This is a genomic window from Streptomyces sp. DSM 110735 (assembly GCF_016482685.1).
In the GTDB taxonomy this organism is placed as follows: Bacteria; Actinomycetota; Actinomycetes; order Streptomycetales; family Streptomycetaceae; genus Streptomyces.
The window spans coordinates 126,842-149,066 of record NZ_JACYHF010000004.1 but is presented as its reverse complement, the minus strand read 5'-3'; the positions used below and the strand labels follow the sequence as shown (position 1 = coordinate 149,066).

At 69.9% G+C, this 22,225-nt stretch carries 15 protein-coding genes; 7 read left to right on the top strand and 8 right to left on the bottom strand.

Going from position 1 to position 22,225, the window contains the following annotated elements; translation table 11 throughout:
* Entirely contained in the window at window positions 1–900 is a 900-nt protein-coding gene (locus tag IF655_RS08760; protein ID WP_242488625.1) for a phosphatase PAP2 family protein, read from the bottom strand.
* A gap of 90 nt (window positions 901–990) precedes the next feature.
* Entirely contained in the window at window positions 991–2,034 is a 1,044-nt protein-coding gene (locus tag IF655_RS08755) for a LacI family DNA-binding transcriptional regulator (protein WP_307814890.1), read from the bottom strand.
* Between the two features lie 456 nt (window positions 2,035–2,490).
* On the opposite strand from IF655_RS08755, the gene IF655_RS08750 reads away from it, so the two are divergent.
* From IF655_RS08750 to pulA, 6 genes are all read left to right on the top strand, one after another.
* Window positions 2,491–3,762 carry an extracellular solute-binding protein gene (locus IF655_RS08750; RefSeq protein ID WP_199583540.1) on the top strand — a complete coding sequence of 424 codons (1,272 nt, stop codon included), beginning with the start codon at window positions 2,491–2,493 and terminating at the stop codon, window positions 3,760–3,762.
* Between the two features lie 115 nt (window positions 3,763–3,877).
* Window positions 3,878–4,882 carry a carbohydrate ABC transporter permease gene (locus tag IF655_RS08745; RefSeq protein ID WP_199583539.1) on the top strand — a complete coding sequence of 335 codons (1,005 nt, stop codon included), beginning with the start codon at window positions 3,878–3,880 and terminating at the stop codon, window positions 4,880–4,882.
* Between the two features lie 19 nt (window positions 4,883–4,901).
* Window positions 4,902–5,810, top strand: a complete 909-nt coding sequence (locus IF655_RS08740) for a sugar ABC transporter permease (RefSeq protein WP_199583538.1) — start codon at window positions 4,902–4,904, stop codon at window positions 5,808–5,810.
* Between the two features lie 58 nt (window positions 5,811–5,868).
* Window positions 5,869–7,551 (top strand): glycoside hydrolase family 13 protein, encoded by a 1,683-nt coding sequence (locus tag IF655_RS08735; protein ID WP_199583537.1) that lies wholly within the window; start codon window positions 5,869–5,871, stop codon window positions 7,549–7,551.
* A 144-nt stretch (window positions 7,552–7,695) separates the two neighbouring features.
* Window positions 7,696–9,084 (top strand): alpha-amylase family protein, encoded by a 1,389-nt coding sequence (locus IF655_RS08730; protein ID WP_199583536.1) that lies wholly within the window; start codon window positions 7,696–7,698, stop codon window positions 9,082–9,084.
* Between the two features lie 218 nt (window positions 9,085–9,302).
* Window positions 9,303–14,699 carry a pullulanase-type alpha-1,6-glucosidase gene (pulA, locus tag IF655_RS08725; RefSeq protein WP_199583535.1) on the top strand — a complete coding sequence of 1,799 codons (5,397 nt, stop codon included), beginning with the start codon at window positions 9,303–9,305 and terminating at the stop codon, window positions 14,697–14,699.
* Between the two features lie 13 nt (window positions 14,700–14,712).
* On the opposite strand, the gene IF655_RS08720 is transcribed toward pulA, so the two are convergent.
* From IF655_RS08720 to IF655_RS08700, 5 genes are all read right to left on the bottom strand, one after another.
* Window positions 14,713–15,411, bottom strand: coding sequence for a TetR/AcrR family transcriptional regulator (locus tag IF655_RS08720; protein WP_199583534.1), 699 nt, complete (start codon window positions 15,409–15,411; stop codon window positions 14,713–14,715).
* A gap of 67 nt (window positions 15,412–15,478) precedes the next feature.
* The gene (locus IF655_RS08715) at window positions 15,479–16,537 is read right to left on the bottom strand and encodes a PDR/VanB family oxidoreductase (protein ID WP_199583533.1); all 1,059 of its coding nucleotides are present in this window, start codon (window positions 16,535–16,537) and stop codon (window positions 15,479–15,481) included.
* Window positions 16,534–17,439 (bottom strand): metal-dependent hydrolase, encoded by a 906-nt coding sequence (locus tag IF655_RS08710; RefSeq protein ID WP_199583532.1) that lies wholly within the window; start codon window positions 17,437–17,439, stop codon window positions 16,534–16,536. Before IF655_RS08710 ends, IF655_RS08715 begins: the two co-directional genes overlap by 4 nt.
* An 86-nt stretch (window positions 17,440–17,525) precedes the next feature.
* Window positions 17,526–19,445, bottom strand: coding sequence for a hypothetical protein (locus IF655_RS08705; protein WP_199583531.1), 1,920 nt, complete (start codon window positions 19,443–19,445; stop codon window positions 17,526–17,528).
* Between the two features lie 48 nt (window positions 19,446–19,493).
* Window positions 19,494–19,994, bottom strand: coding sequence for a tetratricopeptide repeat protein (locus IF655_RS08700; protein WP_199583530.1), 501 nt, complete (start codon window positions 19,992–19,994; stop codon window positions 19,494–19,496).
* A 141-nt stretch (window positions 19,995–20,135) separates the two neighbouring features.
* Here IF655_RS08700 and IF655_RS08695 point away from each other — a divergent pair, with 141 nt between their 5' ends.
* On the top strand, window positions 20,136–20,540 hold the full coding sequence (locus IF655_RS08695; RefSeq protein WP_199583529.1) for a hypothetical protein: 405 nt from the start codon (window positions 20,136–20,138) through the stop codon (window positions 20,538–20,540).
* A 109-nt stretch (window positions 20,541–20,649) separates the two neighbouring features.
* Here IF655_RS08695 and IF655_RS08690 read toward each other — a convergent pair whose 3' ends face one another.
* Entirely contained in the window at window positions 20,650–22,215 is a 1,566-nt protein-coding gene (locus IF655_RS08690) for a DUF1996 domain-containing protein (RefSeq protein ID WP_199583528.1), read from the bottom strand.
* Between the last annotated feature and the right edge of the window lie 10 nt (window positions 22,216–22,225).

Below are 22,225 nucleotides of genomic sequence, written 5' to 3'. Positions count from 1 at the left end.
TCACCGGGACCCGGCTCCGGACCGGGGCGTCGTACCCGCGTCCGGCGCCCGTTCCACCCCGTCGTCCGCCCCGTCGTCCGCCCTCCGGGGCAGCGCCCCCGGCAGCCGCCCGTACCAGAGCCACGCCACCCCGAACCCGAAGGACAGGCAGACCACGCCGCCCACCGCGTCCAGCCAGAAGTGGTTGGCGGTGGCGACGATCACCACCAGGGTCGCCACCGGGTAGAGGAGCGCCAGGACGCGCACCCACGGGACCGAGGCCAGCGCGAAGACGGTCAGCCCGCACCACAGGGACCACCCGATGTGCATGGACGGCATCGCCGCGTACTGGTTGGACATGTGCTTGAGGTCGCCGGAGGCCATCGAGCCCCAGGTCTGGTGGACCATGACCGTGTCGGTGAAGTGGCCGCCGCGCATCAGGCGGGGCGGGGCGAGCGGGAACAGGTAGTAGCCGAGCAGGGCCACGCCCGTGGTCGCGAACAGGACGAGTCTGGCGGCGCCGTAGCGCCCGGGATGCCAGCGGTAGAGCCACACCAGCACGGCGATCGTGATCACGAAGTGCAGCGTGGCGTAGTAGTAGTTCATGGCGATGATCAGCCAAGTCACCGCGTCGGCGGCGTGGTTGACCGACGCCTCCACCGCGATGCCGAGATGGTGCTCAAGGCGCCAGATCCCGTCGGCGTTGCGCAGCGCCTCGGTCTTCTGCTCCGGGACCGCGTTGCGGATCAGGGAGTAGACCCAGTAACTCACCCCGGTCAGCAGGATCTCGAACCACAGCCGGGGGCGCCCGGGACGACGGCGCAGCCGCTCCCGCACCTTCCTCGCGCGCTCGCCCGTGACGGTCCGCGGAACGGTCACCTTCTCGCGACCTTCCGGGTCTGTCACGGTCGAGTCACTCATAGCCACCGAGTCTGCCAGACAAAGGGTGCCTGACTGATCATCCCAAGGCGGGTTCCAGCACGCATGTTCTGCGTGCGCAGCCCCCTTGTGCTAGTGCCCGCGCTCCGAACCGCCACGCCCCGGCGCCGACGCGGTCGAGCCGCGCACCACCAGCTCCGGCATGAACACGAACTCGCTGTGCGGCGCGGGCGTCCCGCCGATCTCCTCCAGGAGCGTACGCACCGCCGCCTGCCCCATCGCCGGGACCGGCTTGCGGACGGTGGTCAGCGGCGGGTCGGTGAACGCGATCAGCGGGGAGTCGTCGAAGCCGACCACGGAGACGTCGCGCGGGACCTCCAGACCGAGCTGCCGCGCCGCGCGTATCGCGCCGAGCGCCATCATGTCGCTCGCGCAGACGATCGCCGTGCAGTCGCGCCCGATCAGCGCGGTCGCCGCCGCCTGACCGCCCTCCAGGGTGTACAGCGAGTGCTGCACCAGCTCGGTCGTCACCGTCGTCGCGTCCAGCCCGAACTGCTCCTGCATCGCGCGCACGAAGCCCTCGATCTTGCGCTGCACCGGCACGAACCGCTTCGGTCCGAGCGCGAGCCCGATCCGGGTGTGACCAAGGGAGGCGAGGTGGGTCACCGCGAGCGTCGTCGCCGCCCGGTCGTCGGGGGAGATGAACGGCGCCTGCACCTTGGGCGAGAAGCCGTCCACGAGGACGAAGGGCACGCCCTGGGCGCGCAGCCGCTCGTAGCGCTGCATGTCGGCGGTGGTGTCGGCGTGCAGTCCGGAGACGTAGATGATCCCGGCCACCCCCCGGTCCACCAGCATCTCGGTCAGCTCGTCCTCGGTGGAGCCGCCCGGTGTCTGGGTGGCCAGCACCGGGGTGTATCCCTGCCCGGTCAGCGCCTGCCCGATGACCTGGGCGAGCGCCGGGAAGATCGGGTTCTCCAGCTCGGGGATGATCAGGCCCACCAGACCCTCGCTGCGCCGCCGCAGCCGTACCGGGCGCTCGTAGCCGAGCACGTCCAGCGCGGCGAGCACGGACTGGCGGGTGGCGGACGCGACGCCCGGTTTGCCGTTGAGGACACGGCTGACGGTCGCCTCGCTCACCCCCGCCTGCGCTGCGATGTCGGCAAGCCGTGTGGTCACGCCACCGGACTGTACCGGCCGGGGCCTGCCCTGCACACCGGCGGGACGTCGTGCACGGCTCGCCGAACGGCCCGCCGTGGATTGCCGCGTCATCGCGCTCCTCGTCCCTCTGGGAATCTCATCGCTTCGCCCGCCGGAGGGTCTCCCCGGCGCACGGCCGCAAGGGGATGATCCCGGCGGCGACACCCTGCGGCAAGAGCTTGCAGAGTCTTGCACAAGTGTCCGTCAACCCTCCCACCGGCGTAAGACCAGTATTTCGACAAGGTCTGGCGCAGGTCACGACACGGTAACCCCACGGCGTTCTTGCACTTTTTTTCTGCAAGGTCTTTCGCCAGGATTGCATCGCTGTTACGTTCCCAGTCGCCCGGCCGCGGCAATGGCGCAGTCGGCAAGTCGCAGGCGGCGGCAGACGGGGCCGCTCCTGCAAACTCGGGCTTTCACCCTCAAGGAGAACTCATGCGGCGTGGCATAGCGGCCTCCGCGCTCGTGGCGTCCCTCGCCCTCACGGCGACGGCGTGCGGCGGGAGCGACAGCGACAGCAAGTCCAGCGGACCGGTGACCGTCACCTGGTGGGACACCTCCAACGCCACGAACGAGGCGCCGACCTACAAGGCCCTCATCAAGCAGTTCGAGGCCGCCAACAAGGGCATCAAGGTCAAGTACGTCAACGTGCCCTTCGACCAGGCGCAGAACAAGTTCGACACCGCGGCCGGTTCCCAGGGCGCCCCGGACATCCTGCGCTCCGAGGTCGGCTGGACCCCCACGTTCGCCAAGAAGAGCTACCTGCTGCCGCTGGACGGCACCGAAGCCCTCGCCGACCAGGCGAAGTTCGAGCCGAACCTGATCAAGCAGGCGCAGTACGAGGGCAAGACCTACGGCGTGCCGCTGGTCACCGACACCCTCGCGTTCGTCTACAACAAGGCGCTGTTCAAGAAGGCCGGCATCACCGAGGCGCCCAAGACCTGGGACGACCTCAAGAAGGACGCCGCCAAGGTCAAGTCCAAGACGGGCGTGGACGGTTACTGGGGCTCCACCCAGGCGTACTACGCGCAGTGCTTCCTCTACGGCGAGGGCACCGACACCGTCGACGCCTCCGCCAAGAAGATCACCGTGGACTCCGCCGCGGCCAAGAAGGGCTACGGCACCTGGCTGAGCCTGTTCTCCGGCAAGGGTCTGCACAAGGCCGACGCCACCGCCGACGCCTACGCCCACATCCAGGACGCGTTCGTCAACGGCAAGGTCGCCTCGATCGTCCAGGGTCCGTGGGAGATCACCAACTTCTACAAGGGCTCGGCGTTCAAGGACAAGGGCAACCTCGGCATCGCCACCGTCCCGGCCGGTTCCACCGGCAAGGCGGCCGCCCCGACCGGCGGTCACAACCTCTCGGTCTACGCCGGCTCCGACAAGGCGCACCAGAAGGCGGCCCTGAAGTTCGTGAACTTCATGACCTCGGCCAAGTCGCAGGAGACCATCGCGCTCAAGAACTCCACGCTGCCCACGCGCACGGACGCCTACACCGACCAGGTCAAGGCGGACCCGGGCATCGCCGGTTACCAGGGCGTCCTCTCCGCCGCCCAGCCGCGCCCGGCGCTGCCGGAGTACAGCTCCCTGTGGGGTCCGCTGGACACCGAGCTGCCCAAGGTCGCCGGTGGCAAGGAGTCGCTGGACAAGGGCCTCGGCAACGCCGAAGTGGCCATCGCCAAGCTGGTTCCCGGCTTCGGCAAGTGAGCCCGCGTGACCGCCGGACCCTCCTCGCCGTGGGGGATGGGGAGGGTCCGGCGGTCACCGGACGGCGCCCCGCGCGTCCCGGCCCGTACCCGAACTTTCCAGAAGGTGTCGAACCATGACAGTCGCCATCGACCGCGCGACCGGCGAACGCCGAGGTGAGCGCGCGCCCCGTCCCGGGCTGGCGCAGCGCCTGAAGAACGGCTACCAGCGGTACTGGTACGCGTACGCGATGATCGCCCCGGTCGTCGTCGTCCTCGGTGTCCTGGTGGGCTACCCGCTGGTGCGGGGTGTCTACCTCACCCTCACCGACGCCAACAGCCTCAACTCGGCGCGCACGATCGGCGTCAACCACATCGACGCCACGTACAAGTTCATCGGGCTCGACAACTACAAGGACATCCTGTTCGGGCCGACCGCCTACGACCGGTTCTGGTCGCACTTCCTGTGGACCGTCGTGTGGACCGTCGCCTGTGTGACCCTGCACTACGTCATCGGGCTCGGCCTCGCGATGATGCTCGACCAGAAGCTGCGCGGACGCACCTTCTACCGGGTGCTCCTGGTGCTGCCCTGGGCGGTGCCGACCTTCGTCACCGTCTTCTCCTGGCGGATCATGCTCGCCGACGGCGGTGTGCTCAACCAGGTGCTCGGCGCGCTCCATCTGCCCCAGCCCGAGTGGCTGGAGGACTCCTTCTGGCAGCGGTTCGCCGCCATCATGGTCAACACCTGGTGCGGTGTGCCGTTCATGATGATCTCGCTCCTCGGCGGGCTCCAGTCCATCGACTCCACGCTCTACGAAGCCGCCGAGATGGACGGCGCGACCGCCTGGCAGCGCTTCCGGCACGTCACCCTGCCCGGACTGCGCTCGGTCAGCTCCACCGTGATCCTGCTCGGCGTGATCTGGACCTTCAACCAGTTCGTGATCATCTTCCTGCTGTTCGGCAAGACCTCGGCGCCGGACGCCCAGATCCTCGTGACCTGGGCCTACCAGCTCGGCTTCGGACAGCAGCCGCGCGACTTCGCCCAGTCCGCCGCCTACGGCGTGCTGCTGCTGTCGATCCTCACCGTCTTCACCTCCTTCTACTTCCGCTGGCTGAAGCGCAATGACCAGCTCGCCGTCTGACGCCGCAGGAGCCGCCGCCATGAGCACCACGACCCTCGTCGAGAAGTCCGGGAACAGCACGCCCGCCGCCGTCCCGGCCGCCCGCGCGGTCCGCCGGCGCGGCGAGCGCGGGCCCCTCGGCAGCGCCCTGCTGCACGCCGGGCTGATCCTCGCGAGCCTGATCGCGCTCGCCCCGGTGGCCTGGCTGTTCTTCCTGTCCCTCGGCCCGGACAAGGACGCCTATCTCCACCCCCGCAAGATCCTGAGCACCGCGGACTTCTCCAACTACGCCTACGTGCTCCAGCACAGCGGCTTCTTCGACTGGTTCAAGTCGACGCTGATCGTGGCGCTCGGCACCACCGTCATCGGCGTTTTCGTCGCCGCCACCACCGGCTACGCCGTGTCCCGGATGCGTTTCCCCGGCTACAAGCAGCTCATGTGGGTCCTGCTGCTCACCCAGGCGTTCCCGATCGCCATCCTGATCGTGCCGATGTACGACATCTTCGGCGAGCTGGGTCTCATCGACACCTACTGGGCGCTGATCCTCATCAACTGCACCACCGCCGTGCCGTACAGCGCCTGGCTGCTCAAGGGGTACTTCGACACCATCCCCTTCGAGATCGACGAGGCGGGGCGGGTGGACGGGCTCACCCCGTTCGGCACCTTCTTCCGGCTGATCCTGCCGCTGGCCCGCCCCGGGCTCGCCGTCGCCGCCTTCTACAACTTCATCACGGCGGTCAGCGAGGTCGCCTTCGCGACGACCTTCATGCTGGACGACTCCAAGTACACCTTCGCCGTGGGTCTGCAGACCTTCGTCAGCGAGCACGACGCGCAGTGGAACTACATGGCCGCCACCGCGGTGCTGATCGCGATACCCGTGTCCGTGTTCTTCTACCTCGTGCAGAAGAACCTGGTCACCGGCCTCACCGCGGGCGGCACCAAGGGCTGAGGCAGCCCCGCCGCACCCCACGCCTACGAACCGAACCTCGTCACGCACCAAGGACGCCATGAGCCAGCAGCACCTCGCAGCCCCGGCCGACGAAACCGCCGTCGCCACCGTCGCCCAGCACCGCGACTGGTGGCGCGGCGCGGTGATCTACCAGGTCTATCCGCGCAGCTTCGCCGACAGCAACGGCGACGGCATGGGCGACCTGGAAGGCGTACGCGCCCGACTCCCGTATCTGCGCGACCTCGGCGTGGACGCCGTCTGGCTCAGCCCGTTCTACGCCTCCCCGCAGGCGGACGCGGGCTACGACGTGGCCGACTACCGCGCCGTGGACCCGATGTTCGGCAACCTGCTGGACGCCGACGCGCTGATCCGCGACGCGCACGGTCTTGGTCTTCGCATCATCGTGGACCTCGTGCCCAACCACTCCTCCGACCAGCACGAGTGGTTCAAGCGGGCGCTCGCGGAGGGTCCGGGATCGCCGCTGCGCGAGCGCTACCACTTCCGCCCCGGCAAGGGGAAGAACGGCGAACTGCCGCCCAACGACTGGGAGTCCATCTTCGGCGGTCCCGCCTGGACCCGGGTCACCGAGCCCGACGGCACGCCCGGGGAGTGGTATCTGCACCTCTTCGCGCCCGAGCAGCCCGACTTCAACTGGGAACACCCGGCGGTCGGGGACGAGTTCCGCTCCATCCTGCGCTTCTGGCTCGACATGGGCGTGGACGGCTTCCGCATCGACGTGGCGCACGGTCTGGTGAAGGCGGAAGGTCTGCCGGACCTCGGCGACCACGACCAGCTCAAGCTGCTCGGCAACGACGTGATGCCGTTCTTCGACCAGGACGGCGTGCACGAGGTCTATCGCCAGTGGCGCACGGTCCTCGACGAATACGCCGGTGACCGCATCTTCGTCGCGGAGGCATGGACGCCCACCGTCGAGCGCACCGCGCACTACGTCCGCCCCGACGAGCTGCACCAGGCGTTCAACTTCCAGTACCTGAGCACCGACTGGGACGCCGACGAGCTGCGCGTGGTCATCGACCGCACCCTGGACGCGATGCGCCCGGTCGGCGCCCCGGCCACCTGGGTGCTCTCCAACCACGACGTCACCCGGCACGCCACCCGCTTCGCCAACCCGCCCGGGCTCGGCACCCAGATCCGCACCGAGGGCGACCGCGCACTGGGCTTGCGCCGCGCCCGCGCCGCCACCTTGCTGATGCTGGCGCTGCCCGGCTCGGCGTACCTCTACCAGGGCGAGGAACTGGGTCTGCCCGACGTGGTGGACCTGCCCGACGAGGTGCGCCAGGACCCCGCCTACTTCCGCGGCGCGGGCCAGGACGGCTTCCGCGACGGCTGCCGGGTGCCGATCCCGTGGACCCGCACGGGCTCCTCGTACGGCTTCGGCACGGGAGGGAGCTGGCTGCCCCAGCCGGCGAACTGGGGCGAGCTGAGCGTGGAGGCGCAGACCGGCGACCCGCACTCGACCCTGGAGCTGTACCGCGCCGCCCTCGCCGCCCGCCGCGAGCACCCCTCGCTCGGCGCGGGCGAGTCGCTGGAGTGGCTGCCCGCCCCCGACGGCGTCCTGTCCTTCCGCCGCGGCGAGTTCGTCTGCGCCGCCAACACCACGACCACCCCGGTGACCGTCCCGTCCCCCGGCCGCGTCCTGCTGACCAGCGGCGAGGTCACGGCGACCGGCACGGAGACGACCCTCCCGGCGGACACCACGGTGTGGTGGACCACGGCCTGACGGCCTTTACGAAAAGTTCTTGCATCAACTTCCCTCGGCCCGCTGCCTTTTCAGGCGGCGGGCCTTTAACATCTGCGTCACCGCAAGTTTGCTGAAATGTTTCAGCAAGCGCCTTCAAGCCTTCAACGACGAAGGAACCCCCACATGGCACGCAGAACCCTCCCCACGGCGTTCGCCCTCGCGGCAGCGGTGTCGCTCGGTATGTCGGTTGGCATGTACCCGACTGTCGCGCAGGCGTCCCCGCCCGGCACCAAGGACGTCACCGCCGTCCTCTTCGAGTGGAACTACGCCTCGGTCGCCCGCGAGTGCACCACCACCCTCGGTCCCGCCGGATACGGCTACGTCCAGGTCTCCCCGCCCGCCGAGCACATACAGGGCTCGCAGTGGTGGACCTCCTACCAGCCCGTCTCCTACAAGATCGCGGGCCGGCTCGGCGACCGCACCGCCTTCAAGAACATGGTCGACACGTGTCACTCGGCCGGTCTCAAGGTCGTCACCGACACCGTGATCAACCACATGTCGGCGGGCAGCGGCACCGGTACCGGCGGCTCGTCGTACACGAAGTACAACTACCCGGGTCTGTACTCCCCGCCGGACTTCGACGACTGCACCTCCCAGGTCAGCAACTACCAGGACCGCTGGAACGTCCAGCACTGCGAACTCGTCGGTCTGGCCGACCTGGACACCGGCGAGGAGTACGTCCGGGGGGCCATCGCCGGGTACATGAACGACCTGCTCTCCCTCGGCGTCGACGGCTTCCGCATCGACGCGGCCAAGCACATCGACGCCGCCGACCTGGCCAACATCAAGTCCCGCCTGACCAACCCGTCCGTGTACTGGAAGCAGGAGGTCATCTACGGCGCGGGCGAGGCGGTCCAGCCCACCGAGTACACCGGCAACGGCGACGTCCAGGAGTTCCGCTACGCCTACGACCTGAAGCGGGTGTTCAACAACGAGAACCTCGCCTATCTGAAGAACTTCGGCGAGGGCTGGGGGTACATGAGCAGCTCGGTCGCCGGTGTCTTCGTCGACAACCACGACACCGAGCGCAACGGCAGCACCCTCAACTACAAGGACGGCGCCAACTACACGCTGGCCAACGTCTTCATGCTGGCGTACCCCTACGGCGCGCCGGACATCAACTCCGGTTACGAGTGGTCCGACGTGGACGCGGGACCGCCCAACAACGGCAAGGTCAACGCCTGTTGGCAGGACGGCTGGAAGTGCCAGCACGCCTGGCCGGAGATCAAGTCCATGGTCGCCTTCCGCAACGCCACACGCGGACAGGCGGTCTCCAACTGGTGGGACAACGGCAACGACGCCATCGCCTTCGGACGCGGCAACAAGGGTTACGTGGCGATCAACCACGAGACCTCCTCGCTGACCCGCACCTACCAGACCTCGCTCGCGGCGGGCACGTACTGCAACGTGCAGAACAACACGAGCGTGACGGTGAATTCGAGCGGCCAGTTCACGGCCACGCTCGGCGCCAACACCGCGCTCGCGCTGTACGCGGGCAAGTCGAGCTGCTGAACGCGGGTTCCCCGAAACGCCCGTTGAACGCTTCACCGGTGAACCGCCCGTCGTATACGGGCGGTTCGTCCGTCGTTCAGCGATGAAATTTCTTTCTTCGGGTTTCAAGAGTCTTGCAGCAAGGCTTGCGGCGGCGGTACGGTCGCGCGGCGTCCGGCAACGAAGCCGTGTCCAGGGGCCGGACCCGAACGAGCCGTGAGCGCAAGGAGTCTGTGCCCGTGAGACCGAGTTGGCAGGCGCGCCCAGCGCGCCGCACCCCCGTCCGGAGGAGAGCGGCGGCCGTCGTCGCCGTGGCCCTCGCCGCCGCCCTCGTACCGCCGCTGGCGGCACACGCGGCAGCCCCGCCCGCGCCCCCGTCGGACGCGACCCTGGCCGCCCAGCCGGCCCGGCACGACGACACCCGCGAGCAGTTCTACTTCGTCATGCCGGATCGTTTCGCCAACGGCGACAAGGGCAACGACCGCGGCGGGCTCACCGGTTCGCGCATGAGCACCGGCTACGACCCCACCGACAAGGGGTTCTACCAGGGCGGCGACCTCAAGGGTCTGACCCACCGCCTCGACTACATCAAGGGTCTCGGCACGACCGCCATCTGGCTCGCCCCCATCTTCAAGAACCGCCCCGTGCAGGGCACCGGCGACGACGCCTCGGCGGGCTACCACGGTTACTGGATCACCGACTTCACCCAGGTCGACCCGCACTTCGGCACCAACGCCGACCTGAAGAACCTCATATCCAAGGCCCACGGCAAGGGCATGAAGGTCTTCTTCGACGTCATCACCAACCACACCGCCGACGTCGTGGACTACAAGGAGAAGTCCCAGGACTACCTCTCCAAGGGCGCCTTCCCCTATCTGACCAAGGACGGCCGCCCCTTCGACGACTCCGACTACGCGGACGGGCGGAAGACATTCCCCGCCGTGGACACCTCGTCCTTCCCGCGCACCCCCGTCGTCACCAGTAAGAGCAAGGTCCCCGCCTGGCTCAACGACCCGACGATGTACCACAACCGGGGCGACTCCACCTTCGCGGGCGAGTCCGCCGAGTACGGCGACTTCTCCGGTCTGGACGACCTGTGGACCGAGCGTCCCGAGGTCGTCACCGGCATGGAGAAGATCTACCAGCGCTGGGTGAAGGACTTCGCGGTCGACGGCTTCCGCATCGACACGGTCAAGCACGTCGACATGCCGTTCTGGACCCAGTGGGCCACCGCGCTGGACAAGTACGCCGCCGCGCACGGCAGGAAGAACTTCTTCATGTTCGGCGAGGTCTACTCCGCCGACACCTCGGTGACCTCCCCGTACGTCACCCAGGGACGCCTGGACGCCACCCTCGACTTCCCCTTCCAGGACGCCGCCCGCGCCTACGCCTCCCAGGGCGCGAGCGCCAAGAAGCTCGCGGGCGTCTTCGGGGACGATTACAAGTACACGACCGACAAGGCCAACGCCTACGAGCAGGTCACCTTCCTCGGCAACCACGACATGGGCCGCATCGGGTACTTCCTCAAGCAGGACAATCCGAAGGCGTCCGACGCCGAGATCCTGCGCAAGGACAAGCTGGCCAACGAACTGATGTTCCTCAGCCGCGGCAACCCGGTCGTCTACTACGGCGACGAGCAGGGCTTCACCGGCTCCGGCGGCGACAAGGACGCCCGCCAGACCATGTTCGCCTCCAAGGTCGCCGACTACCTCGACGACGACGAGATCGGCACCACCCGCACCCACGCGAGCGACTCCTACGACACCAAGGCGCCGCTCTACAAGGACATCGCCGCCCTCGCGCGGCTCCGCAAGGCAAACCCCGCCCTCACCGACGGCGTGCAGACCGAGCGCTACGCCGCCGACGGCGCCGGGATCTACGCCTTCACCCGCACGGACGCCCGCACCGGCGCCGAGTACGTCGTCGCCGTCAACAACGCCGGTGAGGCGAAGTCCGCCTCCTTCACGACCGGCTCGGCTCGCATGACATACCGGGGTCTCCACGGCGCCCACGGCACGGTGAAGACGGACGCCGACCGCAAGCTCACGCTCACCGTCCCGCCCGAGTCCGCCGTCGTTTACAAGGCCGGCGGCCGTCTCGCCGCTCCCGCTGCCAAGCCCACGCTCACCCTGACCGCCCCGGCCGCCGGTGCCACCGGCACGGTCGAGATCGGCGCCGATGTGGACGGCGGGCAGCTCAACCGGGTCGTCTTCGCCGCCCAGGTCGGCAACGGACCCTGGAAGACGCTGGGTTCGGCCGACCACGCGCCGTACAAGGTCACCCAGAGCATCGGCAAGGACGTGCCCGCCGGTACCGCGCTGCGCTACAAGGCTGTCGTGATCGACTCCGCGGGTCGCACCGCGAGCGCTCAGGGTGCCTCCGCCACCGGTACCCCGGCCGCGCCCGAGACGCCCTCGGCCTCCTCGCGCGACTACGTGGTCGTCCACTACAAGCGCGCCGACAGCGACTACGCCGACTGGGGTCTGTACGCCTGGGGCGACCTCGCCGACGGCGAGTCCACCACCTGGCCCGCCGGGCACCCCTTCACCGGACGCGACGCCTACGGCGCCTTCGCCTGGGTCAAGCTGAAGCCGGGCGCCTCGAACGTCGGCTTCCTGGTCGTCGACAAGAACGGCGACAAGGACGTGTCCGCCGACCGGTCCATCGACGTCACCAAGACGGGTGAGGTCTGGCTGCAGCAGGGCAAGCCCGAGGTCCTCACCGAGAACCCGGACCAGCCCGCCCAGGACAAGACCAAGGCCGTCCTGCACTACCACCGCGCCGACGGGAACTACGACGGCTGGGGTCTGCACGTCTGGACGGGCGCCGCGAACCCCACCGACTGGTCGAAGCCCCTGCAGCCGGTGAAGACTGACGCCTATGGCGCGGTCTACGAGGTGCCGCTCACCGAGGGTGCCACCAGCCTCAGCTACATCATCCACAAGGGCGACGACAAGGATCTGCCCACCGACCAGTCCCTGGACCTCACCGCGAACGGCCACGAGGTGTGGCTGTTGAACGGCCAGGAGACCTATCTGCTCCCGCAGCCGAAGGGCAGCGCTGCCGCGCTCGACCTGACCACCTCCAAGGCGGTCTGGATCGACCGGGACACCGTCGCCTGGAACGGCGTGGACGGCGCCGCCTCCACCCAGTTGCTCGCCTCCCACGACGGCTCCATCGCCGTGAAGGACGGCGCCCTGACGAGCGACGACGAGCGCTGGCTGCGGCTGAACAGGACGAGCCTCACCGACGCCCAGAAGGCGAAGTTCCCGTACCTCAAGGACTACACCGCCTGGTCCGTCGACCCGCGCGACCGGAGCCGGGTGCGCGAGGCGCTCACCGGTCAGCTCGTCGCCTCCCAGCGCGCCGGCAACGGCGCCGTGCTCGCCGCGACCGGGGTGCAGATCGCCGGAGCCCTGGACGACCTGTACCCGGGCGCCACCAAGGCGAAGCTCGGTCCGGTCTTCCACGACGGCAAGCCCACCCTCTCCGTGTGGGCGCCCACGGCCCAGAGCGTCGCGCTGGAGCTGGACGGCTCGCTCAAGACCATGCGCCGCGACGACGCCACCGGCGTCTGGTCCGTCACCGGACCCGCGTCCTGGAAGGGCAGGTCCTACCGGTACGTGGTCAAGGTGTGGGCGCCCAGCGTCCGCGAGATCGTGACGAACAAGGTCACCGACCCCTACTCGGTCGCCCTGACCGCGAACTCCGAGCGCAGCCTCGTCGTCGACCTCGCCGACCGCTCGCTCGCCCCCAAGGGCTGGACCGGGCTCCAGAAGCCCAAGGCGGTGCCGCTGCGGGACGCGCAGATCCAGGAGCTGCACATCCGGGACTTCTCGGTGGCGGACAAGACCGTCCCGGCGGGGGACCGGGGCACCTACCTCGCCTTCACCGACAAGAACAGCGACGGCTCCAAGCACCTGCGCGCACTGGCGAAGGCGGGCACGTCCTACGTGCACCTGCTGCCCGCGTTCGACATCGCGACCATCCCCGAGAAGAAGACCGACCAGGCCGTCCCCGGCTGCGACCTGGCCGCCTACCCGGCCGACTCCGACAAGCAGCAGGAGTGCGTGGCGAAGACCGCCGCCAAGGACGCCTACAACTGGGGCTACGACCCGTACCACTACACGGTCCCCGAGGGCTCGTACGCCACCGACCCCGACGGCACCGGGCGCACCGTGCAGTTCCGCAAGATGGTGCAGGGGCTCAACCAGGACGGTCTGCGGGTCGTCATGGACGTCGTCTACAACCACACCGCCGCCAGCGGCCAGGCCGACACCTCCGTGCTCGACCAGGTCGTGCCCGGCTACTACCAGCGGCTCCTCGCGGACGGCAGCGTGGCCAACTCCACCTGCTGCGCCAACACCGCGACCGAGAACGCCATGATGGGCAAGCTCGTCGTGGACTCGATCGTCACCTGGGCCAAGGAGTACAAGGTCGACGGCTTCCGCTTCGACCTCATGGGGCACCACCCCAAGGCCAACATCCTCGCCGTGCGCAAGGCGCTGGACGGGCTGACTCTCGCCAAGGACGGCGTCGACGGCAAGAAGATCATCCTCTACGGCGAGGGCTGGAACTTCGGCGAGGTCGCGGACGACGCGCGCTTCGTCCAGGCCACGCAGAAGAACATGGCCGGGACCGGTATCGCCACCTTCTCCGACCGCGCCCGTGACGCGGTGCGCGGCGGCAGCCCCTTCGACGAGGACCCCGGCGTCCAGGGCTTCGCCTCCGGTCTGTACACCGACCCCAACTCCTCGAAGGAGAACGGCACTCCCGCCGAGCAGAAGGCGCGCCTTCTGCACTACCAGGACCTCATCAAGGTGGGTCTGAGCGGCAACCTGGCTAAGTACCGCTTCACCGGCACCGACGGCAAGGAGGTCACCGGCGCCGGGATCGACTACAACGGCGCCCCCGCCGGATACGCGGACGCCCCCGGTGACGCGCTCGCCTATGTGGACGCCCACGACAACGAGTCGCTGTTCGACGCCCTCGCCTACAAGCTGCCCGCCAAGACCAGCGCGTCGGACCGGGCCAGGATGCAGGTCCTCGCGATGGCCACCGCCGCCCTCTCCCAGGGTCCGGCGCTCTCGCAGGCGGGCACCGACCTGCTGCGCTCGAAGTCGCTCGACCGCAACTCCTTCGACAGCGGCGACTGGTTCAACGCCATCCACTGGAACTGCGCCGACGGCAACGGCTTCGGGCGGGGACTGCCCCCGGCGGCGGACAACAAGGACAAGTGGCCCTACGCCGCTCCCCTGTTGACCAAGGTGAAGGTCGGCTGCCCGCAGATCACCGGGACTTCGGCGGCGTACCGCGATCTGCTGCGCATCCGCACCACCGAGCCCGCGTTCTCGCTCGCCACGGCGGACCAGGTGCAGCGGAAGCTCGCCTTCCCGCTCTCCGGCAAGGACGAGACGCCCGGCGTGATCACCATGGAACTCGGTGACCTGGTCGTGGTGTTCAACGCCACGCCCGAGCGCCAGGAGCAGAAGGTGAGCGCGCTCGCGGGCGAGCACTACCGGCTGCACCCGGTGCAGGCGTCCGGGTCGGACCAGATGGTCAAGTCCGCGAGCTACCGGGCTGCTTCGGGCACCTTCAGTGTCCCGGCGCGGACCGTGGCCGTCTTCACCCGGTAAACGGCAGGGGCGTTCAGGACGCCAGGGCGATGAGCCGGCCGGCGAGTTCCGCGAAGGGACCGTCGGCCGGTTCGTCCTTGACCAGGGACCGCACCAGCGCGGCCATCTCCGCGTCCCGCGCCGCGCTCACCGCGGCGAGCGCCCCGAAGTCGTCCACGAGCTGGACCTCCAGCTCGGCGCGCGGCACCCGCCGACCGTCCAGCCAGATCAGCGCGGTGGACTCCGCCAGCGAGATCCACGAGCGCACCACCAGCTCCAGGCGCGGGGGAGCAGCCTCCACGTCCTCGATGCCGAGGTGGGTGAGGATCTGCTCGTAGGCGGCTTGGCGCACCGAGTCGATCAGGGCGTTGGTCGCCGAGGAACCGACCGCCGGACCGCCGCGCATCAGCGCGGAGAAGCCGGGACCGTGCTCGTCCACGAAGTCGAAGAAGCGCCGCATCACCCGCAGCAGCCGCAGCCCCAGCGGACCTTCCAGCGGCTCCACGAACCGCCCCGCCAGATCCTCCGAGGCACGCTTCAACGCGGCTTCGTACAGGCTGAGTTTGCCGGGGAAGTAGTGGTAGACCAGCGGGCGGGAGATGCCCGCCGCCGACGCTATCTCGTCGATGGAGACCTCGTCGGGCGAACGGCGGCTGAACAGATCGAGCGCGACCTTGATCAACTGTTGCCGTCGCTCCTCGACGCCCATCCTGCGGCGAACCCCGGTGCTCATGCACCCACCTTACCGATCGGAACCGGTAGTTGGACGATCCGGTTCCGCATCGAGGCGCGCACTTCCGTCACATGTCGAGCACCAGACGTTCACCCCGGGACCGCGACACACAGATCAGCATCGAGTCCCCGCGCTCCGCGTCGGTCAGCAGCTCGTCGCGGTGGTCCACCTCGCCCTCCAGCACCCGCTGCTGGCAGGTCCCGCAGAAACCCTGCTCGCAGGAGAACACGGTGTCCGGCAGCTCACGCCGTACGGCCGCCAGCACGGTGGAGTCCGCCGGTACGGTCACCGTCCGTCCGCTGCGCCGCAGTTCGACCTCGAACGTGCTGTCGCCCCCGGCTGTCGTACGCGGCGCGAACCGCTCCAGGTGCAGCGTGGCGCCCTCCGGCAGCCGCTCCTCCACCGCGTCCATCAGCCCCTCCGGGCCACAGCAGTAGACCGCGGTGCCGGGCGCGGTGTCCGCGAACAGCGCGGTGAGGTCGGGGCGTCCGTCCTCGTCCTCCGCGACCACGGTCAGCCGGTCGCCCGCCAGCTTCTCCACCTCCGCGAGGAACGGCATCGAGTCCCGCGACCGCCCGCAGTACAGCAGCCGCCACTCGGCGCCCTCGGGCAGCGCCCGCAGCATCGGCAGCACCGGGGTGATGCCGATCCCGCCCGCCACGAAGACGTACGCGGGCGCCTCGACCAGCGGGAAGCGGTTGCGCGGTCCGCGCACCTGGAGTTCCATCCCCTCCGCCAACTGCTCGTGCACCTCGCGCGAGCCGCCCCGCCCGTCCGCGACCAGCCGCGTGGCCACCGCGTACGAGGTCGTGTCCGCCGGGTCGCCGCACAGCGAGTACTGCCGCACCAGACCCGAGGGCAGCACCAGGTCCAGATGCGCGCCCGGCTCCCAGACCGGCAGCCCGTCGCCCTCCAGGCGCAGCCGCACCACACCGTCCGCGACCTCCTCCCGCGCGGTCAGCAGCAGCCGCAGCGCCCCCGTGCGCGGACGCCCCGAGATCGGCGGGTCGAGCGCGGGCAGTGGCCACAGCGGGGAGTTCTTCACCCGGCGACGCAGCGCCCGCCGGGTCAGCAGCGCGGCGGCACCGCCCGCGAGCAGCAGGAGTGTGCGGGGCTTCGGCGTCACGACGCCTCCTTCTCGTGCTGCTCGGCCGCCAGGGCGGCGGGGGAGGTGGCCAGATAGGCGACCGCCTGCGCGGTGGAGGCTTCCTGGGAGGGGTGGTAGGCGCGGCTGAGGTAGCGCGGGATGGACTTCAGCAGGGCGCCCGTCGCGGGCAGCGTGCCCCGGCGACCGCTGCGGTAGAACTCCGCGAACGACGCCTTGCCGTCCACCAGCGTCGGGTCGTTCTCCATGAAGAAGCGCGCCCCGCGCTGCCACAGGAACATCAGCGCCCCGAACGCCAGCGCCCAGGTCCGCACCCGGCGCCGGTAGTCGCCGTCCACGTGCACGAAGAGGTCGAAGGCGACCGAGCGGTGCTCGACCTCCTCCGCGCCGTGCCAGCGCAGCAGGTCCAGCATGGTCGGATCGGCGCCCTTGCGGTCCAGCTCGGCGGCGTTGAGCACCCAGTCGCCGAGGAACGCGGTGTAGTGCTCGATCGCCGCGATCAGCGCGATCCGCTCAAGCAGCCACCAGCGCCGCGCCCGGCCCGGCGGCAGGGTGCGGTCCCCGAGCAGCTTCTCGAAGAACCAGTCGACCTGCGCGGTGTACGGCGTCGGGTCGAGCCCCTGCTCGCGCAGATGCGGCAGCACCTCGTCATGAGCCTGGGAGTGCATCGCCTCCTGCCCGATGAACCCGATGACGTCCTCGCGCAGCCGCTCGTCCCCGATCAGCGGCAGCGCCTGCTTGTAGACGTGCACGAACCAGCGCTCGCCCGCGGGCAGCAGCAGATGCAGCACGTTGATGGTGTGCGTGGTGAACGGGTCGCCGGGCACCCAGTGCAGCGGGGTGTCCGCCCAGGAGAAGGACACGTTGCGGGCCTTGAGCGCGACGCGCTCGGACTCCACCGGCCCGGCCTGCTTGTTAGACATGGCGTCAATGTACTGAGGCGCGAGCCGCGTGAGAACCCCTGGGACAGAGCTTGTTGACTCCTCCGTCAGCAAGCGCGCGGGCCCGCTCACCCGAGCCCGCTGATCTCCCGCCCGCTCGCCAGCGTGCCCTTGAGGTCTGCCTGCGCCCCGCGCTCGGCGGGTGCAGCCAGCAGACGCCCGGTCCCCTCGGCCTTCACCCCGCCGGTCGAACGGACCGACGCCACGTCCTCGCTGCCCGCCGCGAGCAGATACCAGGAGCCCGTACCGGACTTCCACAGCACCCCGGCCAGCACACGCGGCTCCCGCGGACCGCACGCCGCGGTGTCCGTCGCCTTGGCCACGACCGCCCCGGCAGCCCCGCCCGGCGTACGGAACTGCGCCAGCGCCGCCGTGCCGTCGCCGCGCCAGGTCTCCGCCCGGGTGCACACCCAGGTGCCGTTCCCGCCCGCGTCCGGCAGCGCCTGCTCGGCGTACGCCCACGCGTTCACCTCGCGGATACCCGCCGAGCGCTCGGCACCCAGCGAACAGGCGAACGGCGCCCAGTCGCGCAGCCCTTCGGCGCCGGACGCCTCCTGCGGCGAGCCCGGACGTCCCGCCGTGAGGTGCGCGGGGACCAGCTCACCGAGATCGGTGGCGAGCCGGGAGCCGGTGCCGTCGGTCAACTCGAGCACGCTCCACGAGGTGCAACTCCCGGTCCGCAGTGCGGGGCTGGCCAGCGGGGAGGTCACGCCGTCGGTGAGGGTGAGCGCATGGGGCGCCGACTCCGGCTTGGTCAGGTCGCGTTCGGTCGCCTTCTTCACCCAGGGCGCCGTCAGATAGCGGACGTTGCCGTCCGCACGCCCGAGCACCAGCGCGCTCGCCTCGGCGCGGCCCGCCCCGTCCACCCGGGCGAAGTCGAGGGCGGCGCCCTCCGTGCCGTCCACCGGCTCGGCGTAGCGGGCGATGCGCAGACCGTCGTAGAGGATCACCACGCGGGCGGCATCCACCTGCCCCGCGTACAGCAGTTGGGGCGGTCCGGCGGGACCGCCGGTCTGGGTGCCCGGGGTCGCCGAGACGCGCACGGTGGCGCCGGGGCGGGCCCAGACCGCCAGCGCGCGGCGCAGCAGGTCCTTGTCACCGGTGAGCGGACCGCGCGCGGGCCACACCGAGAAGTCGGTGCGCGCCGAGGTCTTCCAGGCGGCAGGGGTCACCCGGGTGAGCCTGGCCGGGTCCAGGGCCGCCTCGGCGGCGGGGTTGGACGCGTACGACGGCGCGGCGGCGCCCTCGGGACCCCAGCCGCCGCCCGGCATCGCCACCAGCGCGCAGCACACCAGGAGCGCGGCGCCCGCCGCGAGCGCCGCCTTGGTGTGCTGACGGCGCCGCATCAGATCGGTGGGGCGCGCCTGGAGCGAACAGGCGTCGAACTCCGGGGAGGACAGCAGCCCGTACTGCGCGGGGACGCCGTTCGCCTCGGACAGCGCCGACTCCACGCGGGTCACCCCGGCGGACTTGAGGATCTTGCGCACGTCGCCGTCCGCGAGCCCCTCCAGACCGCGCAGCACATAGGCGGCGCGGGCGGGGGCGGACAGCGCGGACAGCCGCTGCTCCAGGGCGAGTTCGGCGGCGCCGCCGGAGCGCGGGAAGAGCCTGAGCCCCCACGCCCGGGGCAGCAGTGCGGGCAACTGGGAGCGCTTGGGCAGCCCCTTGCGCGGTCGGCACGCCTCAAGCGCGGAGCGCAGCACCCGCTCCCGCACGAAGCCGTACGCCGGGTCGCCGTCCCGCCCGGACGCCTGCGCCGGGATGAGGGAGCGCTGCTTGCGCCCGGTGGGCAGCGCCCGCTGGGCCAGCGCGTGGGCGGTCAGCACGCGCCGCCCACGGCCGAGTCCGGGCGGCAGCACCAGATAGGCGAGCCGGACCAGCCGCGGATAGTGCTCGACGAGCGCGGCCTCGGCCTGCTCGACATCGGCGGCGGGTCCCCGGGACCCGTGGGTGGCTGCGTGACGCTGGGCTACATCCTGTGACTGCACATCGGGGAGAACGAGCGAAACGCCCGCGGGTTACCGCCGGGTGGGTGACTACGGCACCAGCGCCCGCGCGTAGTTCCCCATCGACCGCTGGTAGCGCGGCAGATGAGGGGCGAGCGCGCCGAGCACGAGGGAGAGTCCCTCGCGGTCCCGGCCGAGGCTGGACAGGCACAGCGCGAGACAGGCGCGCACGGCGTCGTCCAACTCGTCCGAGTGCGAGTCGAGTTCGGGCGTGAGAAGGCGTACGCCCTCCTCCGGGTGCCCGGTGTTGCGCAGCGAGCTGGCGAGCTGGATCGCGGTCCGGCGCCCCCGGTACGGGCTCACCTCGCGCAACCCCCGCTCCAGCGCCTCCCGGTACAGCGGCACCGCCTTGTCGGAGTGACCGGTGGAGTCCCAGGCGCACGCCTCCTCGAAGGGGCCCAGCGGGCTGCCCTCCGGCAACTCGGCGGTCAACGCGGCTATTTCGGCGCGGAAGGCCGGAGCCTCCTCCTCGGGGCGGTCCGCGAAGCCGGCCCACAGGGTGTTCACGCGCTCTTCCCAGTCCTTGTTCACCGCGTCACCCTCGCACAAGTGATCCGCTTTCGCACCGGATTTGAGCGGTGCGGCGCCCGCAGCCGTATCCGTCGGTGCGGGCCCCCGCGCCGGGGGCTCCGTGCGGCATGTGGGCGTACCAGGACCGGAGGAGCAGGGCAGATGAAGGTGACGAGGGCGGCGCTCGCCGTGGCGGGTGCCGCTGTGGCCGTACTGGCGCTGGCGGGCTGCGGGTCCGGGCAGCAGGAGAAGAAGGTGCCGGTGACGGCGACCGGCAGCCTGGAGAGCCTGGCCGCCGAGGTCAAGTGCACCCCGGACATGCAGACCGACGCCGACGAGATCCGCCAGGCGCTGTGCAAGAACAAGGACGGCAAGTTTGTCCTCGCCACCTTCGCCACCGACCGCGGACAGCGCGAGTGGATCAACGACGCGAAGGACTACGGCGGTTTCTACCTCGTCGGCCGCAAGTGGGTGGCCGTGGGCGAGAACGGCACGGTCAAGGCGCTGCGCGGGACGCTCGGCGGCGACCTGGAGGTGGGCACGGACCACCACGCGCACACCGGCTGAGCGCCTGGAGGAGACGCCCCCCAGGGGGCGGGACACGACGAAGGCCGGTGACGGGGTGGGGCCCGTCACCGGCCTCTACTCGTGCTCCCCGGGTGGGGGGATCAGGGGATCACGAGCAGTTCTGACCGCGGTTGACGCAGTTGGCGATCTTGTTGGCGAGATTGCCCTGGGTGATGCTGATGAAGTCGTCGTGGTCCGTCGCCGCCTTGTGCAACTGCTCCGGGAAACCGTCGACGGCGTACGCGTTCTTCACCTGGCCATTGGCCAGGGTGGGCGGCGTGATGTTGTACACCAGGCGCATCGTGAGCTGCGGGATCGCCTTGAAGCCGTTCTGGCAGTTGCCGTTGGCGTCGGCGAAGGCGACGTGGGTGCGGTGGTTGGCGCTGTCGGTGTTCTGTCCGTCCCAGCAGCTCTGGAAGGCGAACGTCCGCACGACCTTGCTGCCCTGCGGGCAGACCGGGTACTGCTCGGTCAACTGGACCTTGTTCTCGAACCCGGTGCAGCTCCAGTGCGCGTTGGCGTTGGCCAGACCGTTGGTGGTGGTCTTGGCGTCACCGGTGATGATCCGCAGGAACTGCGGCATCGCGACGACCTTGCCGGTGGGGCTGCCGACGTACTTGATCTGCGCCTGGACCGGCGTCAGGATCTTGCCGACGTTGCCTTCCTTGCCGCCGCCGTCGCTGTTCTGGTCGAAGTCCTGCGAACCGTCCTGGACGCGGACGACCGGCCAGTAGTACGACGACAGGTCGTTCTTGTTCTGGCAGCTCGTGCCGCCCTGCAGGAACGTGTCGTTGCTGGCGAACGCGTCGATCTTCTGGTTGCCGACGTAGTCGTGCAGGTGGTGCGCGCCGTTCTTCACGCCGGGCGCCACGATCACGTTGTCGGTGTTGTGGTTCTTGTTGGCGTTCACACCGCAGCGCGTGGTGAAGGTGCCCCGCGAGGCGTTGCGGTTGTTGCGCGGCTTGGCCTTGACGTTCGGCTGGACCTTGGTGATGTCCACGAAGTCGGCCGCGACGGGGCCGTTGCCGGCCTGACCGCCGATGCTGCCCTGCTGGCCGCCGTTGCCCTGCTGCTGACCGCCGTTGTTCTGGCCGCCGTTCTGCTGGCCGTTCTGGTCCTGGCCGCCGTTGTTCTGGCCGCCCTGCTGCTGTCCGCCGTTCTGGCCGCCGTTCTGGCCGCCGGGGGTGGTCTGGCTGGCGGGCGTGCCGGTGCAGTTGGCGAGGGTGTCCAGATCGCCCGGGGCGGTGCCGCCCACGCGGGTGATCTCCAGCTTGATCCGGTCCAGGATGTTCTGGCGGCGCTCCTTGAGCGGCTGGAGGATCGTGTTCTGGACGAAGCTCGCGTCGCGCGTCTGGGCGTCGCGGGTGGTCGCCAGGCGCTGGTACGCCTCGGTGATCTGGCGGTCCAGGTTGGCCAGTTCGCCGTCCACGTCCTTGCGGGCCTGGTTCGGCACGTTGGTGAGCTTCTGGCCGACGTCGGGGCAGGAGATGGTCGCCACCTGGGCGGCGGCGGCCTTGGTCGAGTTGCCTCCCCACTTGCCCCCGTTGTTCGCCTCGTGCGCGGAGGCGTAGAAGTTCGCCCAGATCAGCCCGCCCCCACCGAGCGCTAGGGCCGCCGATGCTGCGGTGACCTTCACAGCCAGCGGCGTACGGCGTTTACGTGTGTTGCTTCCCATGGAACTCCTC